This window comes from Kitasatospora sp. NPDC023118 (assembly GCF_055560875.1).
Map to the genome: position 1 here is coordinate 1 of NZ_JBVHHW010000023.1, position 26,198 is coordinate 26,198.

Genomic DNA, 26,198 nt, shown 5'->3' on the forward strand with positions numbered 1-26,198 from the left:
GTTTGTGTGGGGGTGTATCGCCTTCGGAATTGCGCCCGCGGTTTTGTTTACTAAAAATTTCCCCAAAACGACCCCCCCCACAACCCCCCCGGCCCGGGGGGGGGGGGGGCCCCCCCCCCCCCCCCCCGCGCCGAACCCTCACGAGCTACGCCCAGGGCAGCGGCGGCCCGGTACGGGCCGGGGTCTCGGCCAGCGCCGCGAGGGCGATCCGCACGCCCTCGGCCAGCTGCGGGTCCTCGCCGGCCGCCCAGTGGTGCGGGGCGAACGGCACCTCGACGTCCGGATCGACGCCGTGGTTCTCCACGCCCCAGCCGTAGTTCTCCAGCCAGTACGCGTACTTGGGCTGGGTGACCAGGGTGCCGTCGACCAGCCGGTACTGGCTGTCGATGCCGATCACCCCGCCCCAGGTGCGGGTGCCGACCACCGGGCCGATCCCGAGCGCCTGGATGGCGGCGTTGACGATGTCGCCGTCCGAGCCGGAGAGCTCGTTGGCGAGCGCGACCACCGGCCCGCGTGGGGCGTCCATCGGGTAGGGCACCGGGTGGTCGGTGTCCCGGATGACGTTCCAGCCGACGATCCGGCGGGCCAGCTTCTCGATCACCAGCTGCGAGGTGTGGCCGCCCCGGTTGTCCCGGACGTCGACGATCACGCCCTCCCTGGCCATCTCGGTGCTCAGGTCCCGGTGCAGCTGGGCCCAGCCGGCCGTCTGCATGTCCGGGATGTGCAGGTAGCCGAGCCGGCCGCCGGACAGCTCGCGCGTCGCGGCCCGCCGCCCGGCCACCCAGTCGTGGTAGCGCAGCGCCTCCTCGTCGGCGAGCGGGACGACCACCGGGTGGCGCTGGCCGGTGCCGTCCTTGCCGGCCACGGTCAGCTCGACCGGCTGCCCGGCGGTGCCGGCCAGCAGCGGCGCCGGGCCGGTGACCGGGTCCACCGGGCGGCCGTTGACGGCGAGCACCGCGTCGCCCGGGCGGACCGCGGCGCCGGGCGCGGCCAGCGGCGAGCGGGCCCTCGGGTCGGAGGACTCGCCGGGCAGGATCCGGGCGATCCGCCACTGGTCGCCGTCCTTCACCAGGTCGGCGCCGAGCAGGCCCTGGCGCCGGGCCGGCTCGGTGTAGCGGCCGTACGGGATCACGTAGGCGTGCGAGGTGCCGAGTTCGCCGTGCACCTCCCAGAGCAGGTCGACCAGTTCGTCGTGCGAGCCGACCCGCTCGACCAGCGGCCGGTAACGCTCCAGCACCCCGGCCCAGTCCACGCCGCCGAGGTCGGGGCGCCAGAAGTTGTCCCGCATCAGCCGGCCGTTCTCGGCGTACATCTGCCGCCACTCGGCGGCCGGGTCGACGCTCACCCGCAGCCGGGCGAGGTCGACGGTGGTCTCGTCGTCCTCGCCGCCCGCCTTGTGGTCGGCCGGGACGATCCGCAGCTCGTCCTCGTCCAGCACGGCCACCCGGGTGCCGTCCCCGCTGACCGCGAACCCGTCGACGCCATGCACCAGTTGCTCGGCGCGGCGCTTCCTGAGGTCGAAGCGCTCCAGCACCGGGCGGGGCCGCTCGTCGTCCAGGGAGGCCGCCTCGTCGCCGAGTTCGCCGAGCAGCGGCACCCTGGTCCACAGCACGCCGTCCTTGGCGGCGCACAGCGTGTGGAACCGGCCGCCCTCGACCGGGAACGGGACGATCCGGTCGGCGATGCCGTCCAGGTCCACCCTGGTCGCCGGCGCGGCCGAGGCCGCGCCCTCCTCACCGTCCGCCTTGCGCGGGCCGGGCTCGTCCTCCTCCCCGCCGAGCGGCCGCCCGGCCCGCTGCGGCCCGAACGGGGACGGCGTGTCGGCGGCCAGCGTGATCAGGTACGGACGGCAGCCGTTCGGGAAGGACAGGTCGAAGACATGCGCGTCGTAGACCGGGTCGAAGTTGCGCACCGACAGGAAGGCCAGGTAGCGGCCGTCCGCGGTGAACGCGGGCGAGGTGTCGATGAAGCGCTGCTGGGTGATCTCGCTGACGGTGCGGGTGGCCAGGTCGGCCAGCACGATCTGGCGCAGCGAGTACGGCCCCACCCCGTGCACCGGGCGGGACCAGGCCAGCCAGGCCGAGTCCGGGCTGAACGCCAGTCCGCTGACCTCGCCGTCGGTGCTGCGCTCCAGCTCGTGCACGGCTCCGTCGGCCAGCGCCACCAGCAGCACCCGGCCGTCGTGCACGCCGAGCGCGGCCTGCTTGCCGTCCGGGGAGACCACCAACGAGTTGACCCGGCCGAGCCGCCCGGCGGCCAGCCGGCGCCGCTCGGCGCCATGGACGGCCGGGGCGTACTCCAAGGCGTCCTCGCCCTCGGCGTCGGACACCCACAGCACGCCCTGGCCGCCGTCCTCACCCGGCACCACCCGGGCCAGCCGCGCGCGCACGCCCGGGGTCTCGTCCAGCACCCGGGCCGGGCCCTCGCGGTGGGTCAGCCAGTGCACGCCGCCGCGCACCACCACGGCGCCGGCCCGGCCGGTGCGGTCGGGCGCGACGGACTCCAGCCAGTGCGCGGTGTGCACCGGGCGGGGCCGGCGGCCGGTGCGCGGGCCGGCCAGCCGGATGTCCAGGCGGCGCGGCTCGGCGCCGTCCAGGTCGTCCAGCAGCCAGAGGTCGCCGGCCCGGTGGAGGACCACCCTGGTGCCGTCGGTGGTGGCGTTGCGGGCGTAGAAGCCGTCCGGGTCACCGGTGTGGCGGCGCAGGTCGGAGCCGTCCGGGCGGCTGGACCACAGCTCGCCGACACCCTCGTGGTCGGACAGGAAGGCGATCCGACTGCTTTGCAGCGAACCGGCCACCCACAGCGGGGAGTCGAGCTGCCCGTCCAACTCCTCGTGCACGCGGGTGAACTGGTCCTGCCCCAGCCACAACTTGCCGGCCCGGCCGCCCCGGTAGCGCTTCCACCAGGCCGGCTCGCGGTTGTTGACGGTGACCAGCAGCACGCGGTCCCCGTCCGGCTCGAAGGCGAGCCCGCCGACCGGCCCGTACGGCAGCCGCACCGGCTCGCCGCCGTCCAGCGGCACCGCGTGCGCCCAGCTGCGGCGCACGCTGGCCTCGCCGGCGCTGGTGGTGGCGATCGGGCGGCCGTCGGCCGTCCAGCCCTGCACCCGGGTCTGCTCGCTGCCCCAGTGGGTGAGCCGCCGGGACGGCCCGCCGTCCACCGGCACCACGTGCACCTCGGGGGCGCCGTCCCGGGTGGAGGAGAAGGCGATGTGCCGCCCGTCCGGCGAGAACCGGGGGTGGTGCACCGGAAGGTGATCGGCCGTCAGCCGCCAGGCCCGCCCGCCGTCCAGCGGGGCCAGCCAGACGTCGTCCTCGGCGACGAAGGTGACCAGGTCACCGTGCAGATGGGGATGGCGCAGATAGGCGCCCGCAGAGGTGCTCAGGGAGTCCGTCACTCGGCCAGCGTAGGCAGGTACGGGTACGAGCCGCTCCGTTTTCGGCAAGTCCCCGAGGGCGTGCGGGGGCTACGACCAGCGGGCGTCACGACCAGCGGGCGTCACGACCAGCGGCCGGTGCGCCCCAGCAGCAGCGCCCCGGCGGCCACCCCGGCGGTGGAGGTGCGCAGCACCGACGGGCCCAGCCGGTACGGCTTCGCGCCCGCCTCGGCGAAGGCGGCCAGCTCCTCCGGGGAGACGCCGCCCTCCGGGCCGACCACCAGCACGATGTCCCCCGCCCCGGGCAGCGCGGCGTGCGCCAGCGGCTCGGCACCCTCCTCGTGCAGCACGGCGGCGAAGGAGGCCCGCGCCAGCAGCGGGGCCAGCTGCCTGGTGGTCATCGGCTCGCGTACCTCGGGGAAGCGCAGCCGGCGGGACTGCTTGCCCGCCTCCCGGGCGGTGGCCCGCCACTTGGCGAGCGCCTTGGCTCCGCGCTCGCCCTTCCACTGGGTGATGCAGCGCGAGGCCGCCCAGGGGACCACCACGTCCACGCCGACCTCGGTCATGGTCTCCACGGCCAGCTCGCCGCGGTCGCCCTTGGGCAGCGCCTGGACGACGACGATCCGCGGCGCCGGCTCCGGCTCCCGGCGCACGGCGGCCACCGTGACGTCGATCGCGTCCTTGCCGAACACCTCGGCGACCACCCCGTCCACCCCGAGCCCCAGCCCGTCCGCCAGGGTCACCGCCTCACCGGCCGCCAGCCGCTTCACCGCGGCCGCGTGCCGCCCCTCCGCCCCGTCCAGGCGCACCAGCGCCCCGGGCGCGGCGGCGGCGATCCGCTCGGTCTCGACGACGAAGACGGGGGCGGTCATGGGGTGGTCCTCCGGAGGGTGGGCGGAACGGGAACGCGAAGGGGGTGCCGGGTCAGGACCTGTCTCTCGGGACCTGAACCCGGCACCCCCTCCCGGACGGCTTACCGGCCGTTGAAGGCGTCCTTCAGACGCGAGAACAGGCCCTGCTGGCCCGGCGCGAACTGGCCGGACGGGCGCTCCTCGCCGCGCAGTATGGCGAGCCGGCGCAGCAGTTCCTCCTGCTCGGCGTCGAGCTTGGTGGGCGTCTGAACCTCGACGTGCACTATCAGGTCGCCCCGGCCGCCCCCGCGCAGGTGGGTGATGCCCCGGCCGTGCAGCGGGATCGACTGGCCGGACTGGGTGCCGGGCCGGATGTCGACCTCCTCCAGCCCGTCTAGGGTCTGCAGCGGCACCTGGGTGCCGAGCGCGGCGGCCGTCATCGGGATGGTGACGGTGCAGTGCAGGTCGTCCCCGCGCCGCTGGAAGACGCTGTGGGTGGTCTCGGCGATCTCGACGTACAGGTCGCCGGCCGGGCCGCCGCCGGGGCCGACCTCGCCCTCGCCGGCCAGCTGGATCCGGGTGCCGTTGTCGACACCGGCCGGGATCTTGACGGTCAGGGTGCGGCGGGCGCGGACCCGGCCGTCGCCGGCGCACTCGGGGCACGGGGTCGGCACGACGGTGCCGAAGCCCTGGCACTGCGGGCAGGGGCGGGAGGTCATGACCTGCCCCAGGAAGGAGCGGGTGACCTGGGAGACCTCGCCCTTGCCGCGGCACATGTCGCAGGTCTGCGCGGAGGTGCCGGGGGCCGCGCCCTCGCCGTTGCAGGTGGTGCAGGTGACGGCGGTGTCGACCTGGAGTTCCTTGGTGGCGCCGAAGGCGGCCTCCTCCAGGGTGATCTCCAGCCGGATCATGGCGTCCTGGCCGCGGCGGGTGCGCGAGCGCGGGCCGCGCTGGCCGGCCGCGGCGCCGAAGAAGGCGTCCATGATGTCGGAGAAGCCGAAGCCCGCCGCGCCGGCGCCGAAGCCGCCCGCGCCCCCGCCGCCCGGTGAGAGCGGGTCACCGCCGAGGTCGTAGACCTGGCGCTTCTGCGGATCGGAGAGCACCTCGTAAGCGGCGTTGATCTCCTTGAACCGCTCCTGCGTCTTCGGGTCCGGGTTGACGTCCGGGTGCAGTTCGCGTGCCAGGCGCCGGAACGCCTTCTTGATCTCGTCCTGCCCCGCATCCCGTCGGACGCCGAGTACCGCGTAGTAGTCCGTGGCCACCAAATGCTCCGCTTGTTCCGCCTGTAGTAGTGCGACTGGACACCGCCGTTAGACATCTAACAGCGGTTGCTTGCTACGACTCGGCCAGGATCTGCCCCACGTACCGTGCCACCGCCCGCACCGCCCCCATTGTGCCCGGGTAGTCCATCCGGGTCGGACCGATCACACCGAGTTTGGCCACGCTCTCGTCGCCCGAACCGTAGCCGACCGACACCACCGAGGTGGAATTCAGCCCTTCGTACGCAATCTCCCGCCCGATCCGGACCGTCATTCCGGCGTCCCCGGTCTCACCCAGGAGGCGGAGCAGGACGACCTGCTCCTCCAGGGCCTCCAGGACCGGCTGGATGGTGAGCGGGAAGTCGTGGCCGAAACGCGTCAGGTTGGCCGTGCCGGCCAGCATGATCCGCTCCACGTTCTGCTCGGCCAGCGCCTCGAACAGGGTCGCCAGGACCGTACTGACGGTCGGCCGGTCGATCTGCTCGAACGTGGCCGGCAGCTCCTCCAGCAGCGCCGGGACGTCCGGCAGCCGCTGGCCGGCGGCCCGGACGTTGATCCGCGCCCGCAGGTCCGCCAGGACCGTCTCGCCGACCGTGCCCGGGCAGTCGACCATCCGCTGCTCGACCCGGCCGGTGTTGGTGATCAGGACCAGCATCACCTTCGCCGGGGCCAGCGCCACCAGCTCGATGTGCCGGACGGTGGAGCGGGTCAGCGAGGGGTACTGCACCACGGCGACCTGCCGGGTCAGCTGGGCGAGCAGCCGCACCGTGCGGGCGACCACGTCGTCCAGGTCGACGGCGCCGTCCAGGAAGTGCCGGATCGCCCGGCGCTCCGGGGCGCTCATCGGCTTGACCTCGGCGAGCTTGTCGACGAACAGCCGGTAGCCCTTGTCGGTGGGGATGCGCCCGGCGCTGGTGTGCGGCTGGTGGATGTAGCCCTCCTCCTCCAGCGCCGCCATGTCGTTGCGCACGGTCGCCGGGGAGACTCCGAGGTTGTGCCGCTCCACGAGGGCCTTGGAGCCGACCGGCTCCTCGGTGCCCACGTAGTCCTGGACGATGGCACGCAGAACGGCGAGCTTGCGGTCGTCCAGTTGGCGGACCTCACCGGCCATGGGCACGCACCTCCGTCTTCGCACGTTGTCCGTCTGTGATGCTGCGGGCCGCTCCGGGAGGACCCCGACCCTGGCACTCTGCGCACACGAGTGCCAAAACCGTATCTGCCAGTGTAAGGCCCGGGTCCTGTCCCAGGAACGGCCCGGCCGGAGTGATCCTGCCCGCAGTCCCAGGGCACGGCCCCTTCCGCCGCAACTCGCGGCGCGGGGGTGGTGCCCTGGGGCCGTCCGGGTGGCAGCATCGAAAGCGACGGCGAACGGAGGAGCAAGAGATGTCGAGCTCGGGCCAGCACACCCGTTTCGCGCCCGACCGCGGCCTGACCAGCCGCATGGTCGCGACGATGTTCGTGATCGGGCTGCTGTACGTCGGTTTCACGGGCCTGCTGATCGCGCTGCTGCGCGGGGCCTGGCCGCTGATCGTGCTGATCTCCGGCGGGCTGTTCGTGGCCCAGTTCTGGTTCAGCGACAAGATCACCGAACGGGCGATGGGCGCCCGCCAGGTGACCGAGGAGCAGTACCCCCAGCTGCACGGCACCATCGACCGGCTCTGTGCCCTGGCCGACATGCCCAAGCCCCGCGTGGCGGTCGCCGACAACGACATGCCGAACGCCTTCGCCACCGGCCGCAACCCGCAGAACGCCGTGGTCTGCGTCACCACCGGCCTGCTGCGCCGGCTCGAACCCGAGGAGCTGGAAGGCGTCCTGGCGCACGAGCTGTCGCACGTCGCCCACCGGGACGTCGCGGTGATGACCATCGCCGGCTTCCTCGGCGTGCTCGCCGGGGCGATGACCCGGGTCGCCATGTACGGCGGGTTTATGGGCGGCGGGCGCAACAACAACGACCAGAACGCGGCCATCGCGGCGCTGATCATCCCCCTGGTGTCGATGGTCGTCTACGCGATCAGCTTCCTGCTCACCCGGCTGCTCTCCCGCTACCGCGAGCTGGCCGCCGACCGGGCCGCCGCGCAGCTCACCGGCCGGCCCAGCGCCCTGGCCTCGGCCCTGACCAAGGTGACCGGGCAGATCGCGGCCATCCCCACCGAGGACCTGCGCAAGTCGCAGCCGTACAACGCCTTCTACTTCGCCCCCGCGCTCAGCGCCCGGGAGACCGCCTCCCAGCTGCTCTCCACCCACCCGACGCTGGAGAAGCGGCTGGCGCAGCTGGCGAAGATCTCCGAGCAGCTCGGCCGCTGATTCCCGTTGAGGAAAGGACCACCGTGGGATTCCTGGACGCCCTGTTCGGCCGCAGCAAGCCCGTCAAGCCCGACCTCGACCAGCTGTTCGGCGTGCCGTCCGCCGCGCTCACCCTGGAGGCCGGGGCCGGGTTCCTCCCCACCGGGCTCGGCTCGGTCTGCTTCGCGGCCGTCGAGGGCGCGGCCTTCGTCCAGGTCGAGCAGCAGGTCCGGGCGCTGCTGGACGCCGACACCGAGCGCGGCGGCGTACCGGTGGAGGCCTCCAAGGACGGCTACGGCTACTCCTGGCTGCTCGCCCGGCACCAGCCCGGGGAGCTGCCGGAGCTGGTGAACGACCTGCACGCGGTCAACAGCGAGCTGGAGGCGAACGGCTTCGGGCCGCAGTTGCTCTGCTCGCTGGTCTGCTTCCGGAACGGGCAGGGGCAGTCGCTGGCCCTGGTCTACCTCTACAAGCGCGGCAGCTTCTATCCCTTCGCCCCGATGCCCGGTGGCGGGGAGCGGCGCAACAGTCCGCTGGAGCTGCAGGTCAACGCGATGCTGGGGAACGACCTGCGGCTGGAGAAGGACCTGAGCCGCTGGTTCCCGGTCTGGGGCGCGCCGGGCCTCTGACGGTCCGTCCGCCATCCCTATGATCACCCGTATGCGCAGCCGCCAGTACGGACCCGACCTCACCCCGCCGTGGAAGAAGCAGACCCCCGCACCGGAGGTGCCCGCCGAACGGGACCTGGTGGTCGAGGAGGCCGCCACCGGCTTCTGCGGGGCGGTGGTGCGCTGCGAGAAGACCGCCGAGGGGTTCACCGTCACCCTGGAGGACCGCTTCGGCAAGCACCGGGTCTTCCCCCTGGTCCCGCGCGGCTTCCTGCTGGAGGGCAAGGTCGTCACCCTGGTCCGCCCCACCGGCCCGGCGCCCGCCCGCGCGCCCGGCCGCACCGCCTCCGGCTCGATCGCCGTCCCCGGCGCCCGCGCCCGGGTCGCCCGCGAGTCCCGCATCTACGTCGAGGGCCGGCACGACGCCGAACTGGTCGAACGCGTCTGGGGTGACGACCTGCGCATCGAGGGCGTCGTCGTCGAATACCTGCGCGGCATCGACGACCTCCCGGCGATCGTCGCCGACTTCGCCCCCGGTCCCGGCCGCCGCCTCGGCGTCCTGGTCGACCACCTGCTCCCCGGCACCAAGGAACACCGCATCGCCGCCCAGGTCACCGGCGACTCGGTGCTGGTCGTCGGCCACCCCTACATCGACGTCTGGCAGGCCGTGAAGCCGTCCAGCGTCGGCATCCCGGCGTGGCCTGCCGTCCCCAGGGGAGAGGACTGGAAGGAGGGCACCTGCCGCCGCCTCGGCTGGCCGGTGGACACCCCGGCCGCCTGGAAGCACATCCTGTCGAAGGTGAACAGCTACAGGGACCTGGAGCCCGAGCTACTCGGACGGGTCGAGGAGCTGATCGACTTCACGACCCTGCCGGAGTGAGGTAGGTCAGACGTATCGACCGCCCCGCGTTCGAAGACGACGAGGCCGGGCTGGGGTTCGCTGGCCTGGCCGGGGATCCCCAACCGCCCGGAAGCTGCTGCTGAATCGCCAGGACGATGAGGTTGTGGACCATGTCAGGCCCCGCCGTCATCACGATTTCCCCCCGGATGAGCTCGGCCTTGACGCCTTCCGGCACCTCCAGGTTCTCGAAGATCCCGGTCATCCGATCATCGATGGCGGTCATCGCACGCTCCCTCCGGCGGCTGACACCCACGTCAACGGATGTCAGTCCACCAGGTCACGCACGACCGCGTCCGCCAGCAACCGCCCCTGGAGGGTGAGGGCGGCGCGGCCCGCCTGGTACGGCCCCGGGGCGAGGAGGCCGGCGGCCAGGGCCCGGACGGCGGCCTTGCGGCCGGTGTCGGTCAGCAGGTCCAGCGGGACGCCGTCGACCAGGCGCAGTTCCAGCAGGATGCGCTCGACCCGGCGGTCCTCATCCGACAGGAGTTCGCGGCCCAGCGCCGGGGTGCGGCCCTCGGTGAGGGACTGGGCGTAGGCGGCGGGGTGCTTGGCGTTCCACCAGCGGACGCCGCCGACATGGCTGTGGGCGCCGGGGCCGGCGCCCCACCAGTCGGCGCCGGTCCAGTAGAGCTCGTTGTGGCGGCAGCGGCCCTCGGGGGTGGTGGCCCAGTTGGAGACCTCGTACCAGGAGTAGCCGGCCGCACTGAGCGCCTGCTCGGCGATGAGGTAGCGGTCGGCGTGCACGTCGTCGTCGATCATCGGCAGTTCGCCGCGCTTGACCCGGGCGGCCAGCCGGGTGCCCTCCTCGACGATCAGGGAGTACGCGGAGACGTGGTCCGGTCCGGCGCCGATCGCCGCGTCCAGGGAGGCCCGCCAGTCGTCGTCGGACTCGCCGGGGGTGCCGTAGATCAGGTCGAGGTTGACGTGCTCGAAACCGGCCGCGCGGGCCTCGGCCACGCAGGCCTCGGGGCGGCCCGGGGTGTGGTGGCGGTCGAGCAGCTGGAGGACGTGCGGGCGGGCGCTCTGCATGCCGAAGGAGATCCGGTTGTAGCCGCCCTCGCGCAGCTCGGCCAGGTACGCCGGGTCGACGGACTCCGGGTTGGCCTCGGTGGTGACCTCGGCGTCCGGGGCGAGCCCGAACTCCTCGCGCAGCGCGGCGAGCATCTTCACCAGGTCGCGGGCCGGCAGCAGGGTCGGGGTGCCGCCGCCGAGGAAGACGGTCCGCACCGGGAGGTCCGTATCCCCCAGCACCTTCCGGGCCAGCCGGATCTCGGCGACCACGTTGTCGGCGTAGGTCTCCTGCGTGGCAGCGGCCCCACGCCCAGCCTGGGCACGCAGCTCGGTGGCCGTGTAGGTGTTGAAGTCGCAGTAGCCACAGCGGCTGGCGCAGTACGGCACGTGCAGGTAGAAGCCGAACGGCCGTTGCCCCAGCCCGGTGAGGGCGTGCGCGGGCAGAGAACCGTCGGACGGCACCGGTTCGCCGTCGGGGAGTGCGGAGGGCATGACCCCATTGTCCCGTACGGCCGGCGAACCCCGCGCGGACCGTACGGGAGCCGGGCTCAGGCCTCGTTGGCGCCCGCGTACATCGCGGCCACCGCGTCGGCGTAGGTCTGCTCGACCACCGGGCGCTTGATCTTCAGGCTCGGGGTGAGCTCGCCGTGCTCGATGTCGAGGTCGCGCGGCAGCAGGTGGAACTTCTTGATCGTCTGCCAGCGCTGGAGGTCGGCGTTGACCCGCTTCACGAAGCCCTCGATCAGCTGGCGCACGGCCGGCTCCCCGGCCAGCTCGGCGTAGGTCCGGCCGGCCAGGCCGTGCTCGGCGGCCCACGGCATCAGCACCGACTCGTCCAGGCCGATCAGCGCGGTGCAGAAGTTGCGGCCGTTGCCGATCACCAGGATGTTGCTGACGAACGGGCAGACCGCCTTGAACTTGCCCTCGACCTCGCTGGGCGCCACGTACTTGCCGCCGGAGGTCTTGAACAGGTCCTTCTTGCGGTCGGTGATCCGCAGGAAGCCGTCGGCGCTCAGCTCGCCGATGTCCTCGGTGTGGAACCAGCCGTCCGGCTCCAGGACTTCGGCGGTCTTGTCCGGCAGGTTGTGGTAGCCGCGCATCACGCCGGGGCCGCGCAGCAGGATCTCGCCGTCCTCGGCGATCCGCACCTCGGTGCCGGGCAGCGCGCGGCCCACCGTGCCGATCCGTACGTCCTCCTCGCGGTTGACGCAGGAGCCGGCGCTGGTCTCGGAGAGGCCGTAGCCCTCCAGGATCGGCACCCCGGCGCCGAGGAAGAAGTAGCCGATCTCGGGAGCGAGCGCCGCGCTGCCGGAGACGGCCCCGCGCAGCCGGCCGCCGAAGGCCGCCCGGATCTTGGCGTACACCAGCTTGTCGGCCAGCGAGTGCTGCACCCGCAGGGCCAGCGGGGCGCTGCCGACGCCGGTGGCGACCCGGCTCTCCTGGACCGCCCGGGCATGCTCGCGGGCCACCTTGGCGGCCCACATGAAGATCTTGTACTTGGCGCCGCCCTCGGCCCGGGCCCGGCCGGCGATGCCGTTGTAGACCTTCTCGAAGATGCGCGGCGCGGAGGCCATCACGGTCGGCCGGATGACCGGCAGGTTGTGGACGATCCGGTCGACCCGGCCGTCCACCGCCATCACGTGGCCGGTGGCGATCTGCCCCGAGATCAGCGTCTTGCCGAACACGTGCGACAGCGGCAGCCACATGAACTGGACGTCGTCGGAGCGCAGCAGCCCGCTGGCCTCCTGTGCCCGGCCCTCGTACGCCCAGCAGTCGTGCACCAGGCGCACGCCCTTGGGGCGGCCGGTGGTACCGGAGGTGTAGATGAGGGTGGCCAGCTGCTCCTTGTCGAGCGCGGCCACGGCCTTCTCGATCGCGTCCGGGTGCTGCTCCAGGTACTCCGCGCCGCGCTGCTCCAGCTCGGCGAGGGTGAGCAGTTCCAGCCCGGCCGTCGCGGGGGTCTCCTCGGGGGCGTCGAAGAGGATGACGGTGCGCAGCTCGGGCAGGTGCTCGATCTGCTCGACGGCCTTGGCCAGCTGGGCGGCGTTCTCGGCGAACAGCGCCTTGGAGCCGGAGTTGGAGAGGATGAACGCGGTCTCGTCGGCGTTGGTGCTGGGGTAGACCGTGGTGATGGCGGCGCCCGCGCACATGGCCCCGAGGTCGGCGATGATCCAGTCGAGCCGGGTGGAGGAGGCCAGCGCGACCCGGTCCTCCGCCTGGATGCCGAGCGCCATCAGGCCGGCCGCCACCGCCTTGACCCGTACGGCGGTCTGCGCCCAGGTCAGCGAGCGCCACTGCTCGGCGCCCGGGGCGCCGTCCGCGGCGTGCTCGTCCACCGGAGCGGGGTAGCGGTAGGCCTCGGCGTTCGGGGTGGCGGCGACGCGCTCCAGGAACAGGTGGGCGACGGAGGCGGGACGCCCGGCGACGATGTCGGCACTGCCGGAGTCGATCAGGGACTGCGCGGAACTCAACGAGGACCTCCGGGGGCGGGTGGCCGTCTGAGGGATTGCGGCGCCCGTGGGGGCGGTCGCCGGGCCCCGGTTCACCTGAGCGGTACCGGCTGGTAACAAGGGCGTAGTCAGCAGCCTAGGGGGAAATCGGTCATTCCGTAAGGGGGAGGATCCAGCTGGCACGGCGTCGCGGCGCCGGTGCCCGGGCGCGGGGCCCGCGGACGGCCCGTCCGCACCCGGATCCGTGGGAGGGCTTGGCAAAGGCCCGGCAAACCTCAGCCGGACAGCCCCCGAATCGTCTGTGCGACGCCACAGAACCACGAGAATTGGGATGCGAACCCGACCGGCGACGACAAGAGTGTGCCCGTGCTGATCAGACTCCTCCGGGCGTACCTGCGCCCATATTCCCGACCGATCACCTTGCTGGTGGTACTCCAGCTGGTGTCCACCCTCGCGGCGCTCTACCTGCCGACGCTCAATGCCGACATCATCGACAGCGGCGTGGTCAAGGGAGACACCGGCTACATCATGCGCGTGGGCGCGGTGATGATCGGCGTCACCCTGGTCCAGGCCCTCTGCTCGATCAGCGCCGTCTACTTCGGCGCCCGCACGGCGATGGCCTTCGGCCGGGACCTCCGGGCCGCCGTCTTCGACCGGGTGCAGAGCTTCTCCGCCCGCGAGGTCGGCGAGTTCGGCGCGCCCTCCCTGATCACCCGCACCACCAACGACGTCCAGCAGGTCCAGATGCTGGCCCTGACGAGCTTCCTCCTGATGGTGGCCGCGCCGATCATGTGCGTCGGCGGCATCACCATGGCGCTCAACCAGGACGTCCCGCTGTCCGGCCTGCTGCTCGCCGTCGTCCCCGCGCTCGGCATCGTCGTCACATTGCTGGTCCGCGCGCTGCGGCCCAAGTTCCGCAGCATGCAGAAGAAGATCGACACCGTGAACCGGGTGCTGCGCGAGCAGATCACCGGCATCCGGGTGATCCGCGCCTTCGTCAAGGACGACCACGAGCAGGCCCGCTTCGCCACCGCCAACGAGGACCTCACCCAGGTCGCCCGGCACGTCGGCCGACTGATGTCCGTGATGTTCCCGGCCGTGATGCTGGTCGTGAACCTCTCCAGCGTCGCGGTGCTCTGGTTCGGCGCCCACCGCATCGACAGCCACGACATGGAGATCGGCGCGCTGACCGCCTTCCTCTCCTACCTGATGCAGATCCTGATGAGCGTCATGATGGCCACCTTCATGTTCATGATGGTGCCCCGCGCCGAGGTCTGCGCCGAGCGCATCGAAGAGGTCCTCGGCACCAGCTCCAGCGTCATCCCGCCGTCCGCGCCGATCACCGAGGTGCTGCGCCGCGGCAACCTGGAACTGCGCGACGTCGACTTCCGCTACCCCGGTGCCGAGGCCTCGGTGCTGCGCGGCATCGACCTCACCGCCCGCCCCGGCGAGACCACCGCCATCATCGGCTCCACCGGCAGCGGCAAGTCCACCCTGCTCGGCCTCGTCCCCCGGCTCTTCGACGCCACCGGCGGGCAGGTCCTGCTGGACGGCGTGGACGTGCGCGACCTCGCCCCCGAGGCGATCGCCGAGAGCGTCGGCATCGTCCCGCAGAAGCCCTACCTGTTCTCCGGCACCGTCGCCAGCAACCTGCGCTACGGCCGTCCCGACGCCACCGACGAGGAGCTCTGGCACGCCCTGGAGATCGCCCAGGCCAAGGAGTTCGTCGAGAAGCTGGCCGAGGGCCTGGACGCCCCGATCGCCCAGGGCGGCACCAACATCTCCGGCGGTCAGCGCCAGCGCCTGGCCATCGCCCGCGCGCTGGTGCGCAAGCCCGTCGTCTACCTCTTCGACGACTCCTTCTCCGCGCTCGACTACGCCACCGACGCCAAGCTGCGCAAGGCCCTCGCCCACGAGACCGCCGACGCCACCGTCCTGATCGTCGCCCAGCGCGTGTCCACCATCCGCGACGCCGACCGGATCATCGTCCTCGACGAGGGCGCGGTCGTCGGCGCCGGCACCCATCGTGAACTGATGGCCGACAACCCGACGTACCGGGAGATCGTGCTCTCCCAGCTCACCGAGCAGGAGGCGGCATGACCAGCCCAGGAAAGCCCGCCGGGAAGCCCTCGGGCAAGCCGGAGGACAGACTCCCCAGCGACTCGCAGGCCGCCGCCGCCCGCCGCGGCCCGGCCGGACCGGGTCGCTTCATGGGCGGCCAGGGCGCCGAGAAGTCCATGGACTTCAAGGGCTCCGGCAAGCGCGTGCTCGGCCTGCTGCGCCCCGAGCGCACCCTGCTGATCGGCGTCCTGCTGCTCGGCGTGGTCGGCATCGGCTGCGCCGTCATCGGCCCCAAGATCCTCGGCGAGGCCACCGACCTGATCTTCGCCGGCGTCGTCGGCGCCCGCTTCCAGCCCGGCACCTCCAAGACCGAGGTCATCGCCGGGCTGCGCGCCCACGGCGAGGGCGGCGTCGCCGACCTGCTCTCCGCCGTCGACTTCACCCCCGGCCACGGCATGGACTTCGGCGCCATCGGCTCCATCCTGCTCTGGGTGCTCGGCATCTACGTCGCCTCCGCCGTCCTCGGCATCATCCAGGGCCGCCTGGCCACCAAGGCGATCCAGTCGGCCGGCTACCGGCTGCGCCAGGACGTCGAGGCCAAACTGGCCCGGCTGCCGCTGAGTTACTTCGACAAGCAGCCGCGCGGCGAGGTGCTCAGCCGGGTCACCAACGACATCGACAACATCGGCCAGTCCATGCAGCAGACCATGGGACAGGTGGTCAACTCGCTGCTCACCGTGGTCGGTGTGCTGGCGATGATGTTCTGGATCTCCCCGCTGCTCGCCGTGATCGCGCTGGTCTCGGTGCCGCTGTCGGTGGTCGTCGCCGCCAAGGTCGGCAAGCGGGCCCGGCCGCAGTTCGTCCAGCAGTGGCGGTCCACCGGCCAACTCAACGCCCACATCGAGGAGATGTACACCGGCCACACCCTGGTCAAGGTGTTCGGCCGGCAGCACGAGTCCACCGAGACCTTCCGCGAGCACAACGAGGCGCTCTTCCAGTCCAGCTTCCGGGCCCAGTTCATCTCCGGGATCACCCAGCCCGCGATGATGCTGATCGGCAACCTGCAGTACGTACTGGTCGCGGTCGTCGGCGGTCTGCGGGTGGCCAGCGGCTCGCTGTCCATCGGCGACGTGCAGGCCTTCATCCAGTACTCCCGGCAGTTCAGCCAGCCGCTCACCCAGGTCGCCAGCATCGCCAACCTGGTGCAGTCCGGGGTCGCCTCCGCCGAGCGCGTCTTCGAGCTGCTGGACGCCCCCGAGCAGAGCCCCGAGCCGGCCATGCCCGAGAAGCCGGACGCGGTCCGCGGCCGGGTCGCCTTCCATGACGTGTCCTTCCGCTACGACCCGGACAAGCCGCTCATCGAGGACCTCTCACTCAAGGTCGAGCCCGGCCAGACCGTGGCCATCGTCGGCCCCACCGGCGCCGGCAAGACCACCATGGTCAACCTGCTGATGCGGTTCTACGAGGTCAGCGGCGGGCGGATCACCCTGGACGGGGTGGACATCGCCGCGATGTCCCGCGAGGACCTGCGCTCGGGCATCGGCATGGTGCTCCAGGACACCTGGCTGTTCGGCGGCACCATCGCCGACAACATCGCCTACGGCGCCCAGGGCGCCACCCGTGAGCAGGTCGTCGAGGCCGCCAAGGCCACCCACGTCGACCGCTTCGTCCGCACCCTGCCGGACGGCTACGACACCGTCCTCGACGACGAGGGCACCGGCGTCAGCGCGGGCGAGAAGCAGCTGATCACCATCGCCCGGGCGTTCCTCGCCCAGCCGTCCATCCTGATCCTGGACGAGGCGACCAGCTCGGTCGACACCCGTACCGAGGTACTGATCCAGCGGGCCATGGCCCGGCTGCGCACCGGCCGCACCAGCTTCGTGATCGCCCACCGGCTCTCCACCATCCGGGACGCCGACGTGATCCTGGTGATGGAGAACGGCTCGATCGTGGAGCAGGGCTCGCACGACGAGCTGATCTCCGCCGGCGGCGCGTACGCCCGGCTGTACCAGGCGCAGTTCGCGGAGGCCGTGACCGAGGTCGGCTGACGCGTCCTCATGTGAGGGGCCGGGACGGGACTCACCCGTCCCGGCCCTTCGCGCGCCCAGGTCTTCGCAGAGGGCGGCGGCGTTCGCTACCGTGACCCCCGTGACCGCCCAGCCCGCAGCCCCCGACGCCTTCGAGACGAACCGCCGCTACCTGGGCTCGGTCGCCTACCGGCTGCTCGGCTCCTTCACCGACGCCGAGGACGTCCTCCAGGACGCCTGGCTGCGCTGGCAGGCCGCCGACCGCGCCGCCGTCGCCGACCCGCGCGCCTTCCTCACCACCGTGGTCACCCGGCTCTGCTACGACCAGCTCGGTTCCGCCCAGGCCCGCCGCGAGGCCTACTACGGCGAGTGGCTGCCGGAGCCGTCCGTCTCCTACGCGAGCGTCCCCGACTCCCCCGCCGAGCTGGCCGAACGCGGAGAGTCCGTCTCGCTCGCCCTGCTCGCCGTCCTGGAGCAGCTCAGCCCGGCCGAGCGGGCCGCCCTCGTACTGCACGACGTGTTCGCGGTCGGTTTCGAGGACATCGCCGCCTGCCTGGACCGCACCCCCGACGCCACCCGCCAGCTCGCCTCCCGGGCCCGCCGCCGGGTCAAGGACGGCGGCGGGCACTGCGACGGCGCCGACCCGGCCGAGCACCGCCGGGCCGTCGAGGCGTTCGCCTCCGCCTGCACCGAGGGCGACATCCTGGGCCTGATGGAGGTCCTCGACCCGGACGTGGTCTGGCACGCCGACGGCGGCGGCATCGTCCGCGCCGCCGCCCGCCCGGTGCGCGGCGCCGACAAGGTGGCCCGGCTGGTGGCCGGCCTGGTAGACAAGTGGTTCACCCCCGAGTTCGGTCTCGGCTACGCGACGGTCAACGGCGAGCCGGGCCTGCTCTGGTACGAGAAGGCCACCGGCACCGTCACCGGCGTGGTGGCCTTCGCCCTGACCGACGGGCGGATCACCGAGGCGTACGTCGTGGTCAACCCCGAGAAGCTCACTCGGATCAGCCCGGTCACGGCACCCTGACACGGACCCCCGCGAACCCGTGACGCAGATCACCGTCACATCCTGACCGGCCGCGTCGTCCCCCTCCCGAACAGCGCTCCACCGGAGCGACCTCGCGAGGAGGCGGACGAGATGAGCAGCACCACCAGCACCGGCAAGCGGATCGTCGTACTGGGCGCCGGGTACGCCGGACTCGCCGCGGCCAAGGGCGCCGGACGGCACCACACCGTCACCCTGGTCGCCCCCGAGGAGCGGCTCCTGCACCGCATCCGCCAGCACGAGACCGCGGCCGGCCGCGGCCGCGACTGGCCCGCCATCGGCGAACTGGCCCGCGGCCGCCGGATCGATCACCGCCGGGCCCGGGCCGTCGACGTCGACCCGGCCGGACACGAGGTCGTCCTGGACGACGGCACCACCCTCGACTACGACACCCTGGTCTACGCCCTCGGCAGCCGCACCGCCTGGCACGGCGTCCCCGGCGCCGCCGAGCACGCCCACCCCGTGGAGCGCGCCGCCGAGGTGCGGCGCCTGATCCGCGGGGCCGACCGCCCCGGCACCCTGGCCGTCGTCGGCGGCGGCGCCACCGGCATCGAACTGGCCACCGAACTCGCCGAGGCCCACCCCGAGCGGCGGGTGCGGATCGTCGCGGCCGGGCAGGTCGGCGGCACCTACTCGCCCAAGGGCCGCACCCACATCCGGCGCGTCCTCGACCGGCTCGGCGTCGCCGTCCACGACAACGCCACCGTCACCGAGGTCACCCCGGACGGGCTGCGCACCACCGCCGGCCCGATCGGGGCCGACCTCACCGTGTGGGCGGCCTCGATGGAACCGCACCCGCTGGCGGCCGAGGCCGGACTGGCCGTGGACGAGCACGGCCGGGCCCTGGTCGACGACCACCTGCGGTCGCTCTCGCACCCGGACGTCCACGTGGTCGGCGACGCCGCCGCGGTCACCGTCCCCGGCGTCGGCACCCTGCGGATGGGCTGCGCCACCGCGCTGCCGCAGGGCCAGTACGTCGGCAAGCTGCTCGACGGGCGCACCTCGAAGCCGTTCTCGTTCAAGTACGTCGTGCAGTGCCTGAGCCTCGGCCGGCGGGACGGGCTGCTGCAGCTGGTCCACCCGGACGACTCGATGAAGCCCACCGTCTTCACCGGCACCGCAGGGCGGCTGGCCAAGGCCGGGATCGTCAGCGTCGTCCTCAACGCGCTCAAGTAGCCAGCGGGGCGTCCTACGCGAACGGCGTCCTGCGGGAACGCGGAAGGGCCCGGGCGGGTGCCCGGGCCCTCCTGGTGCCGCTCGCCGCTACTTCTTGTCCTTCGGCGTCTCGGCGTCGGTGGACAGCGCGGCGATGAAGGCCTCCTGCGGGACCTCCACGCTGCCGACCATCTTCATCCGCTTCTTGCCTTCCTTCTGCTTCTCCAGCAGCTTCCGCTTGCGGGAGATGTCACCGCCGTAGCACTTGGCGAGGACGTCCTTGCGGATCGCGCGGACCGTCTCGCGGGCGATCACCCGGGAGCCGATGGCGGCCTGGATCGGCACCTCGAACTGCTGGCGGGGGATGAGCTTCTGCAGCTTGCCGGCCATCATCACGCCGTAGCCGTAGGCCTTGTCCTTGTGCACGATCGCGGAGAACGCGTCCACCGCGTCGCCGTGCAGCAGGATGTCGACCTTGACCAGGTTGGCGCTCTGCTCGCCGATGGGCTCGTAGTCGAGCGAGGCGTAGCCGCGGGTCTTGGACTTCAGCTGGTCGAAGAAGTCGAAGACGATCTCCGCGAGCGGCAGGGTGTAGCGCAGCTCGACCCGGTCCTCGGACAGGTAGTCCATGCCCTGCAGGCTGCCGCGACGGGACTGGCAGAGCTCCATGATCGCGCCGACGAACTCGTTCGGCGCCAGGATGGTGCCGCGCACGACCGGCTCGAAGACGTCCGCGATCTTGCCGGAGGGGAACTCGCTCGGGTTGGTGACGGTGTGCTCGCTGCCGTCCTCCATCACCACCCGGTAGATCACGTTCGGGGCGGTGGAGATCAGGTCGAGATTGAACTCGCGCTCCAGGCGCTCCCGGATGATCTCCAGGTGCAGCAGGCCGAGGAAGCCGCAGCGGTAGCCGAAGCCCAGCGCGACCGAGGTCTCCGGCTCGTACACCAGGGCAGCGTCGTTGAGGCGCAGCTTGTCCAGGGCGTCGCGCAGCAGCGGGTAGTCCGAGCCGTCCAGCGGGTAGAGGCCGGAGAACACCATCGGGCGCGGGTCCTTGTAGCCGCCGAGCGGCTCGGTGGCGCCCTTGTGCTGCGAGGTGATCGTGTCACCGACCTTGGACTGCCGGACGTCCTTCACACCGGTGATGATGTAGCCCACCTCGCCGACGCCGAGGCCGTCGGCGACCTTCGGCTCCGGCGAGATGACACCGATCTCCAGCAGCTCGTGGGTGGCGCCGGTGGACATCATCTGGATGCGCTCGCGCTTGGTGAGCTGGCCGTCCACGACACGGACGTAGGTGACCACACCGCGGTAGGCGTCGTACACCGAGTCGAAGATCATCGCGCGGGCCGGGGCGTCCGCGACGCCGACCGGGGCCGGGATCGTGTTGACGATGTGGTCCAGCAGGTCCTCGACGCCGAGGCCGGTCTTCGCGCTGACCTGGAGCACGTCGGAGGGGTCGCAGCCGATGATGTGGGCGATCTCGGCGGCGTACTTCTCCGGCTGGGCGGCCGGCAGGTCGATCTTGTTCAGCACCGGGACGATCGTGAGGTCGTTCTCCAGCGCCAGGTACAGGTTGGCGAGGGTCTGTGCCTCGATGCCCTGGGCCGCGTCGACCACCAGGATGGTGCCCTCGCAGGCCGCCAGGGAGCGGGACACCTCGTACGTGAAGTCCACGTGGCCCGGGGTGTCGATCATGTTGAGGATGTGAGTCGTCCCGGCGTCCGGCCCGGTCTTCGGGGCCCACGGAAGGCGGACCGCCTGCGACTTGATGGTGATGCCGCGCTCGCGCTCGATGTCCATGCGGTCGAGGTACTGGGCGCGCATCTGCCGCGGGTCGACGACGCCGGTGATCTGCAGCATCCGGTCTGCGAGCGTCGACTTGCCGTGGTCGATGTGGGCGATGATGCAGAAGTTGCGGATCAGCGCCGGGTCGGTACGGCTGGGCTCTGGCACATTGCTGGGGGTCGCGGGCACCTTGGTCCGATTCTCCGTTGGTCCGGGGCCGGGGGTGTCCCGATCATCGCTGACCGGCTATCCCGGGGACCGGACAGTCTCGTCCGATCGAAATAGTTCCTCCCATCTTCCCACGACCGCGGCACCGGACGTCGTTCGGGCACCTCGGAGCCTTCCGCCGCACGCCCGTGAGGCGGCAGGATGGCCGTTCATGATCCTGGAAAGCGCACTGCTCGACGTCCTGCCCGGCCGGGAGGAGGAGTTCCTCGCCGCCTTCGCCGAGGCCCGTCCGCTGATCGCCGTCCAGCGGGGCTTCCGCTCCCTGGAACTTCGCCGCTGCCTCGACGAGGGACGCGGCTCGCGCTTCCTGCTCCAGGTGGAGTGGGAGACGCTCGCCGACCACACCGAGGGGTTCCGCGGCTCGGCCGAGTACCAGCGGTGGCGGGAACTGCTGCACCGGTTCTACCGGCCGTTCCCGGAGGTCGAGCACTACGGGGAGCCGGTGCTGAGCGCCTGACCCGTCCGGGGGAACCCGCGGTCCCGCGCCCGGCCCCGCATCCGGTACAGCGTCCAGTCCCGCGCGGTCCCGCAGCCGGTCCGGTTTGGGGCGGGCGGCGGGCCCCTGGTAGCGTGGGCTGCTGCACCTGGCCTCGGCATGCCCTCTCAGCTGGACCGACGGCCGCTGCGTGCAGCCCGTTCAATCCTTTTAGACAAGACTGAGGCTCCTTCGTGGCGAACATCAAGTCCCAGATCAAGCGCAACAAGACCAACGAGAAGGCGCGCCTGCGCAACAAGGCCGTCAAGTCCTCGCTGAAGACCGCTCTGCGCAAGGCCCGTGAGGCCGCTGCCGCCGGCGAGACCGAGAAGGCCGTCGTGCTGGCCCGCGCCGCCTCCAAGGCGCTGGACAAGGCCGTGAGCAAGGGCGTCATCCACGCCAACCAGGCCGCCAACAAGAAGTCGGCCATCACCAAGCGCGTCAACGCGGCCGCCCAGGCCTGACGCCCCCGGGGGCTCCGGCCCCCACCGCCTCGGACGACCCGGCCCTCTACCCGGAACCCCGAGGCGCGCGATACTCGCACCGCACGCGGCCTGCGTTCGCCACGCGGGTGCGGTGCACACCAGCTGTACGACAGGCGCCGCAGCCGGTCTCTTCCCCAGAGGCCGACTGCGGCGCCTGTCGCGTTCTGCGTGTCTTGGCCGACGACGGCGGGGCGCAGATCTACCCGGGCCCCTCAGGGGCGAGGTGCCGAGGTGCCGAGGTCGGCTGTGCAGTCCGTCGCCCGGGACGGACTGCACGCGATCCGCGCACAGCCGGAGCTGCTCAGTACGCCGGGCGGGAGCCGGCCCGGGCGGCCCTGGCGACGGCGACCACCGCGCGCTCCAGGGCGTAGGCCGGGTCGTCCGAGCCGCCCTTGACGGCGGCGTCGGCCTGGGCGATCGCGGTCAGCGCGGTGGCCACCGCGTCACCGGTCCAGCCGCGCATCTGCTGGCGGACCCGGTCGACCTTCCACGGCGGCATGCCCAACTCGCGGGCCAGATCGGCCGGACGCATGTTCCGCCCGGTGGTCGCCAGCCGCCCGATGCTGCGCACGCCGGAGGCCAGCGCGTAGGTGATGCCGGTCGGCGGCTGCCCGACGGCCAGCGCCCAGCGCAGCCGCTCCAGCGCCTCCTCGGCCCGGCCGGTGACGGCCAGGTCAGCCACCTCGAAGCCGGTCGCCTCGGCCCGGCCGCTGTAGTAGCGGGCCACCACCGTCTCGTCGATCGTGCCCTCGACGTCCGAGGTCAACTGGCTGCACGCGGCCGCCAGCTCGCGCAGGTCACTGCCGAGCGCGTCCAGCAGCGCCTGGCAGGCCTCCGGGGTCGCGGAGCGGCCCAGCGTGCGGAACTCGCCCTTGACGAAGGCCAACCGCTCGCTCGCCTTGGCCAGCTTGGCGCAGGCCACCTCGCGCCCGCCCGCCTTGCGGCCGGCGTCCAGCAGGCCCTTGCCCTTGGCGCCGCCGGCGTGCACCAGCACCATGATCACTTCTTCGGCCGGGGCCTCGATGTACGCCTTGACCTCCTTCACCGAGTCGGCGGAGAGGTCCTGGGCGGCCCGGATCACGATCACCTTGCGCTCGGCGAACAACGACGGCGTGGTCAGCTCGGCCAGGCTGCCGGGCTGCAGCCCGCCGGGCGGCAGGTCCCGTACATCGGTGTCCGGGTCCGCCGCCTTCGCCGCGGCCACCACCTGGGCGACCGCGCGGTCCAGCAGCAGCTCCTCCTGGCCGACCGCGAGGGTCAGCGGGGCGAGCAGGTCGTCGGGTGCACTCTTCCTGGCCATCGCCTACCAGCATCCCACGCGCCGCGGACACTCCAGGCCGCCCGACCAGCCACACGACCGGCCACACGACCGGCCACACGACCGACCGACCGGCCACCCGGGCCGACCGACCGCCCTGCCCGACCTGGACAATGGCCCGGTGACCGAGAACCACACCACCGACCTCCCGGACGTCAACGACCCCTTCGTCCGCCAGCTGCTCGTCCTGCCCGACCGCGACGCCGCCGACGAGGCCGCCGAGGAACTCCGCGCCGACCTCCCGGACCTCGGCGAGCTGGAGATCGTCCGCGACGCCCTGGCCGGCGAGGACGACGCCGAGGACGCCCAGTGGCTCGTCGTCCTCGACCCCCCTGCCGACGGCTGGACCCCCGCCCTGCTCCACGCCCTCGACACCCTCGCCACCTCCTACGAGGGCTGGCGCGAGGAGGCCTGACCGGCGGCCCCTTCGACGCCTCCCAGCCGACCGTCTCCCACCGCCTCAAGGTGCTCCGCGAGGCCGGCCCGGTCGACTCCGAGCCGGGGCGCCGGCCGGGCCGGCGGCCGGCGCCCCGGCCGCCGACCCGCTCCCCCTGCCCTCGACCAAGGATCTCCCCATGAGCACTCCCGCCGTTCCGTCGGTGCTGTTCGTCTGCGTCCACAACGCCGGCCGCTCCCAGATGGCCGCCGCCTTCCTCACCCACCTCGGCGGCCCCCGGGTGCAGGTACGATCCGCGGGCTCCGCCCCCGCCGAGTCCGTGAACCCCGCCGTCGTCGCGGCCATGGCCGAGACCGGCATCGACATCTCCGCCGAAACCCCCAAGGTCCTGACCACCGAAGCCGTCCAGACCTCCGACGTGGTGATCACCATGGGCTGCGGCGACGCCTGCCCGTACTTCCCCGGCAAGCGGTACCTGGACTGGCAGCTCGCCGACCCCGCCGGCCAGGGCCTCGAAGCCGTCCGCCCGATCCGCGACGAGATCGAATCCCGCATCCGCCACCTCCTCACCGACCTCGGCATCACCCCGCGGCCCTGACCCTGGCGCCACGCTCCGGCGCGGGCCCCACCGCCGCCGTTCCATTGGCTGCGTATGCACACCAGTCCCCGTGGCGGGGCGTCCAGTTGATGAGATTCGGCGAATTCCCGGATCTCTCCGCACAGGGGTTGGGCACTGTTCATGTCTCCGCCGCCGCCGGTATACCGAGCCCTCTGAACCTAGGACGGCACCGCCGCAGCCACTTCCCCTCCGCAGGAGTCTCTGTGACCCGTCGTTATGTCCGGCTGGCCGCCACCCTCGGCGCCGCCGGTGTGCTGGCCGGATCCACCGTCGCCCAGGCGGCCGCCGCCGAGGAGGGCCGCGGCGCCCACGCGAAGCACGTGCTGCTGGTCTCCGTCGACGGCCTGCACCAGTCGGACCTGGCCTGGTTCGTGGCCGAGCACCCGCAGTCAGCACTGGCCCGGCTGGTCCGCGGCGGTGTCGAGTACACCCACGCGAGCACCACCAACCCCTCGGACTCCTTCCCCGGCATGGTCGCCCAGCTGACCGGCGGCGGCCCGGGCACCACCGGCGTCTACTACGACGACACCTACAACGCCGCGCTGCTCCCGGCCGGCACCACCGACTGCAAGGGCGTCAAGCCCGGTGTCGAGGTGGACCTCACCGAGGACCTGGACAAGAACCAGGACGCGCTCGACGCCGGCCAGGGCCTCGCCGGCCTGCCCGGCTCCATCCTGCAGATGACCGGCCGGCCGCAGACCCTGCTCAACCCGGCCAAGCTGCCGGTCGACCCGCACACCTGCAAGCCGGTCTACCCGCACTCCTACCTCCAGGTGAACACCGTCTTCGAGGTGGCCCGCCAGGCCGGTCTGCGCACCGCGTGGTCGGACAAGCACGCCGCCTACGACATCCTCAACGGCCCCTCGGGCGAGGGCATCCAGGACCTCTTCACCCCAGAGATCAACAGCAACGCGACCGGGTACAACGGCGACTGGACCAAGGACAACAAGGCCACCGAGCAGTACGACTCGTACAAGGTGCAGGCCGTCCTCAACGAGATCGACGGCTACGACCACAGCCGTTCGGAGCAGGTCGGCACCCCGGCCGTCTTCGGCCTGAACTTCCAGTCGGTCTCCACCGCGCAGAAGCTCAAGAGCTCCCAGGGCCTCCAGGGCGGCTACGTCACCAAGGGCGTGCCCGGCCCGCTGGTCGAGAAGAACCTGGAGTTCGTCGACCAGCAGCTCGGCGCGCTGACGGAGGAGCTGCGCAAGCGGCACCTGGACGGCTCCACCACCGTCATCCTCTCGGCCAAGCACGGCCAGTCCCCGATCGACCCGACCGCGCTCAACCGGATCGACGACGGCCCGCTGCTGGACGGCCTCAACGCCGCCTGGAAGGCCGCCCACCCGGGCGCCGGCGACCTGGTCGCCCACGCGGTCGACGACGACGGCGTGCTGCTCTGGCTGAACGACCGCTCCGCGGCCGCCACCGAGTTCGCCAAGAACTACCTGCTGGCGCAGAGCGGCAACGGTGTCGACATCAACGGCAAGGCCCGCCCCTTCACCCACAGCGGTGTCGAGAAGATCTACGCCGGCGAGGAGGCCGCCGACTACTTCCACGTCACGCAGGGCGACGCCCGCGTGCCGGACGTCTTCGGCGTCGCGCAGTACGGCGTCGTCTACACCGGCGGCAGCAAGATCGCCGAGCACGGCGGTGCCCACGCCGACGACCTGAACGTGCCGCTGGTCGTCTCCGGCGCCGCCACCCCGGACGGTGTCCGCCAGGACGAGAGGGTCGAAACCAAGCAGATCGCGCCGACCGTCCTGAAGCTCCTCGGCCTCAACCCCAACGCGCTCCAGGCTGTCCGCGAGGAGCACACCCGGGTGCTGCCGACCCGCTGACGACCGGTGGATCGGTGGGC

21 protein-coding genes are annotated in these 26,198 nt (G+C 72.2%); 12 read left to right on the forward strand and 9 right to left on the reverse strand.

Annotated features, from left to right (window positions below; all coding sequences use genetic code 11):
• Positions 1-145: 145 nt before the first annotated feature.
• From ACZ3UD_RS26605 to hrcA, 4 genes are all read right to left on the reverse strand, one after another.
• The gene (locus ACZ3UD_RS26605) at positions 146-3,397 is read right to left on the reverse strand and encodes a S41 family peptidase (protein ID WP_465592671.1); all 3,252 of its coding nucleotides are present in this window, start codon (positions 3,395-3,397) and stop codon (positions 146-148) included.
• 101 nt (positions 3,398-3,498) lie between these two features.
• Entirely contained in the window at positions 3,499-4,248 is a 750-nt protein-coding gene (locus ACZ3UD_RS26610) for a 16S rRNA (uracil(1498)-N(3))-methyltransferase (protein WP_465592674.1), read from the reverse strand.
• Positions 4,249-4,349: 101 nt separating this feature from the next.
• Positions 4,350-5,489, reverse strand: coding sequence for a molecular chaperone DnaJ (gene dnaJ, locus ACZ3UD_RS26615; protein ID WP_465592677.1), 1,140 nt, complete (start codon positions 5,487-5,489; stop codon positions 4,350-4,352).
• A gap of 73 nt (positions 5,490-5,562) precedes the next feature.
• Entirely contained in the window at positions 5,563-6,597 is a 1,035-nt protein-coding gene (hrcA, locus tag ACZ3UD_RS26620; RefSeq protein WP_465592680.1) for a heat-inducible transcriptional repressor HrcA, read from the reverse strand.
• Positions 6,598-6,869: 272 nt separating this feature from the next.
• Between hrcA and htpX the strand changes: the two genes are divergently transcribed.
• The 3 genes from htpX to ACZ3UD_RS26635 are packed head-to-tail and all read left to right on the forward strand — an operon-like array spanning position 6,870 to position 9,257.
• A complete protein-coding gene (gene htpX, locus ACZ3UD_RS26625) occupies positions 6,870-7,790 on the forward strand; it encodes a zinc metalloprotease HtpX (RefSeq protein WP_465592683.1) in 921 nt (306 codons plus the stop codon).
• 23 nt (positions 7,791-7,813) lie between these two features.
• A complete protein-coding gene (gene pspAB, locus ACZ3UD_RS26630; RefSeq protein WP_465592686.1) occupies positions 7,814-8,398 on the forward strand; it encodes a PspA-associated protein PspAB in 585 nt (194 codons plus the stop codon).
• A gap of 31 nt (positions 8,399-8,429) precedes the next feature.
• The gene (locus tag ACZ3UD_RS26635; protein WP_465592689.1) at positions 8,430-9,257 is read left to right on the forward strand and encodes a DUF3097 domain-containing protein; all 828 of its coding nucleotides are present in this window, start codon (positions 8,430-8,432) and stop codon (positions 9,255-9,257) included.
• Here ACZ3UD_RS26635 and ACZ3UD_RS26640 read toward each other — a convergent pair.
• Genes ACZ3UD_RS26640 through ACZ3UD_RS26650 form a run of 3 tightly spaced genes read right to left on the reverse strand, consistent with a single transcriptional unit; the run spans position 9,238 to position 12,760 of the window.
• A complete protein-coding gene (locus ACZ3UD_RS26640; protein WP_465592692.1) occupies positions 9,238-9,501 on the reverse strand; it encodes a hypothetical protein in 264 nt (87 codons plus the stop codon). The two genes, ACZ3UD_RS26635 and ACZ3UD_RS26640, sit on opposite strands and share 20 nt — an antisense overlap.
• Positions 9,502-9,542: 41 nt before the next feature.
• The gene (hemW, locus tag ACZ3UD_RS26645; RefSeq protein ID WP_465592694.1) at positions 9,543-10,781 is read right to left on the reverse strand and encodes a radical SAM family heme chaperone HemW; all 1,239 of its coding nucleotides are present in this window, start codon (positions 10,779-10,781) and stop codon (positions 9,543-9,545) included.
• A 56-nt stretch (positions 10,782-10,837) separates the two neighbouring features.
• Complete coding sequence (locus ACZ3UD_RS26650; RefSeq protein ID WP_465592697.1) at positions 10,838-12,760, reverse strand: AMP-dependent synthetase/ligase; 1,923 nt, start codon at positions 12,758-12,760, stop codon at positions 10,838-10,840.
• A 345-nt stretch (positions 12,761-13,105) separates the two neighbouring features.
• Between ACZ3UD_RS26650 and ACZ3UD_RS26655 the strand changes: the two genes are divergently transcribed.
• From ACZ3UD_RS26655 to ACZ3UD_RS26670, 4 genes are all read left to right on the forward strand, one after another.
• A complete protein-coding gene (locus tag ACZ3UD_RS26655; protein ID WP_465592700.1) occupies positions 13,106-14,839 on the forward strand; it encodes an ABC transporter ATP-binding protein in 1,734 nt (577 codons plus the stop codon).
• The gene (locus ACZ3UD_RS26660) at positions 14,836-16,848 is read left to right on the forward strand and encodes an ABC transporter ATP-binding protein (protein WP_465592703.1); all 2,013 of its coding nucleotides are present in this window, start codon (positions 14,836-14,838) and stop codon (positions 16,846-16,848) included. The genes ACZ3UD_RS26655 and ACZ3UD_RS26660 overlap by 4 nt, the downstream gene beginning before the upstream one ends.
• Positions 16,849-16,948: 100 nt before the next feature.
• Entirely contained in the window at positions 16,949-17,854 is a 906-nt protein-coding gene (gene sigJ / locus ACZ3UD_RS26665) for an RNA polymerase sigma factor SigJ (protein ID WP_465592706.1), read from the forward strand.
• A 111-nt stretch (positions 17,855-17,965) separates the two neighbouring features.
• Complete coding sequence (locus tag ACZ3UD_RS26670) at positions 17,966-19,048, forward strand: NAD(P)/FAD-dependent oxidoreductase (RefSeq protein WP_465592709.1); 1,083 nt, start codon at positions 17,966-17,968, stop codon at positions 19,046-19,048.
• Between the two features lie 87 nt (positions 19,049-19,135).
• On the opposite strand, the gene lepA is transcribed toward ACZ3UD_RS26670, so the two are convergent.
• Positions 19,136-21,004 carry a translation elongation factor 4 gene (gene lepA, locus ACZ3UD_RS26675; protein WP_465592712.1) on the reverse strand — a complete coding sequence of 623 codons (1,869 nt, stop codon included), beginning with the start codon at positions 21,002-21,004 and terminating at the stop codon, positions 19,136-19,138.
• A gap of 190 nt (positions 21,005-21,194) precedes the next feature.
• On the opposite strand from lepA, the gene ACZ3UD_RS26680 reads away from it, so the two are divergent.
• The gene (locus ACZ3UD_RS26680; protein WP_465592715.1) at positions 21,195-21,500 is read left to right on the forward strand and encodes an antibiotic biosynthesis monooxygenase family protein; all 306 of its coding nucleotides are present in this window, start codon (positions 21,195-21,197) and stop codon (positions 21,498-21,500) included.
• Positions 21,501-21,712: 212 nt separating this feature from the next.
• Complete coding sequence (gene rpsT, locus ACZ3UD_RS26685) at positions 21,713-21,982, forward strand: 30S ribosomal protein S20 (protein ID WP_196951699.1); 270 nt, start codon at positions 21,713-21,715, stop codon at positions 21,980-21,982.
• A gap of 322 nt (positions 21,983-22,304) precedes the next feature.
• Here the strand turns inward: rpsT and holA are convergent, their stop codons facing one another.
• Entirely contained in the window at positions 22,305-23,303 is a 999-nt protein-coding gene (gene holA / locus ACZ3UD_RS26690; RefSeq protein WP_465592719.1) for a DNA polymerase III subunit delta, read from the reverse strand.
• Positions 23,304-23,442: 139 nt separating this feature from the next.
• Here holA and ACZ3UD_RS26695 point away from each other — a divergent pair, with 139 nt between their 5' ends.
• From ACZ3UD_RS26695 to ACZ3UD_RS26705, 3 genes are all read left to right on the forward strand, one after another.
• The gene (locus ACZ3UD_RS26695; RefSeq protein ID WP_465592722.1) at positions 23,443-23,736 is read left to right on the forward strand and encodes a hypothetical protein; all 294 of its coding nucleotides are present in this window, start codon (positions 23,443-23,445) and stop codon (positions 23,734-23,736) included.
• A gap of 160 nt (positions 23,737-23,896) precedes the next feature.
• Positions 23,897-24,316, forward strand: a complete 420-nt coding sequence (locus ACZ3UD_RS26700) for an arsenate reductase ArsC (RefSeq protein WP_465592725.1) — start codon at positions 23,897-23,899, stop codon at positions 24,314-24,316.
• A gap of 224 nt (positions 24,317-24,540) precedes the next feature.
• Positions 24,541-26,178, forward strand: coding sequence for an alkaline phosphatase family protein (locus tag ACZ3UD_RS26705; RefSeq protein WP_465592728.1), 1,638 nt, complete (start codon positions 24,541-24,543; stop codon positions 26,176-26,178).
• Positions 26,179-26,198 lie beyond the last annotated feature (20 nt).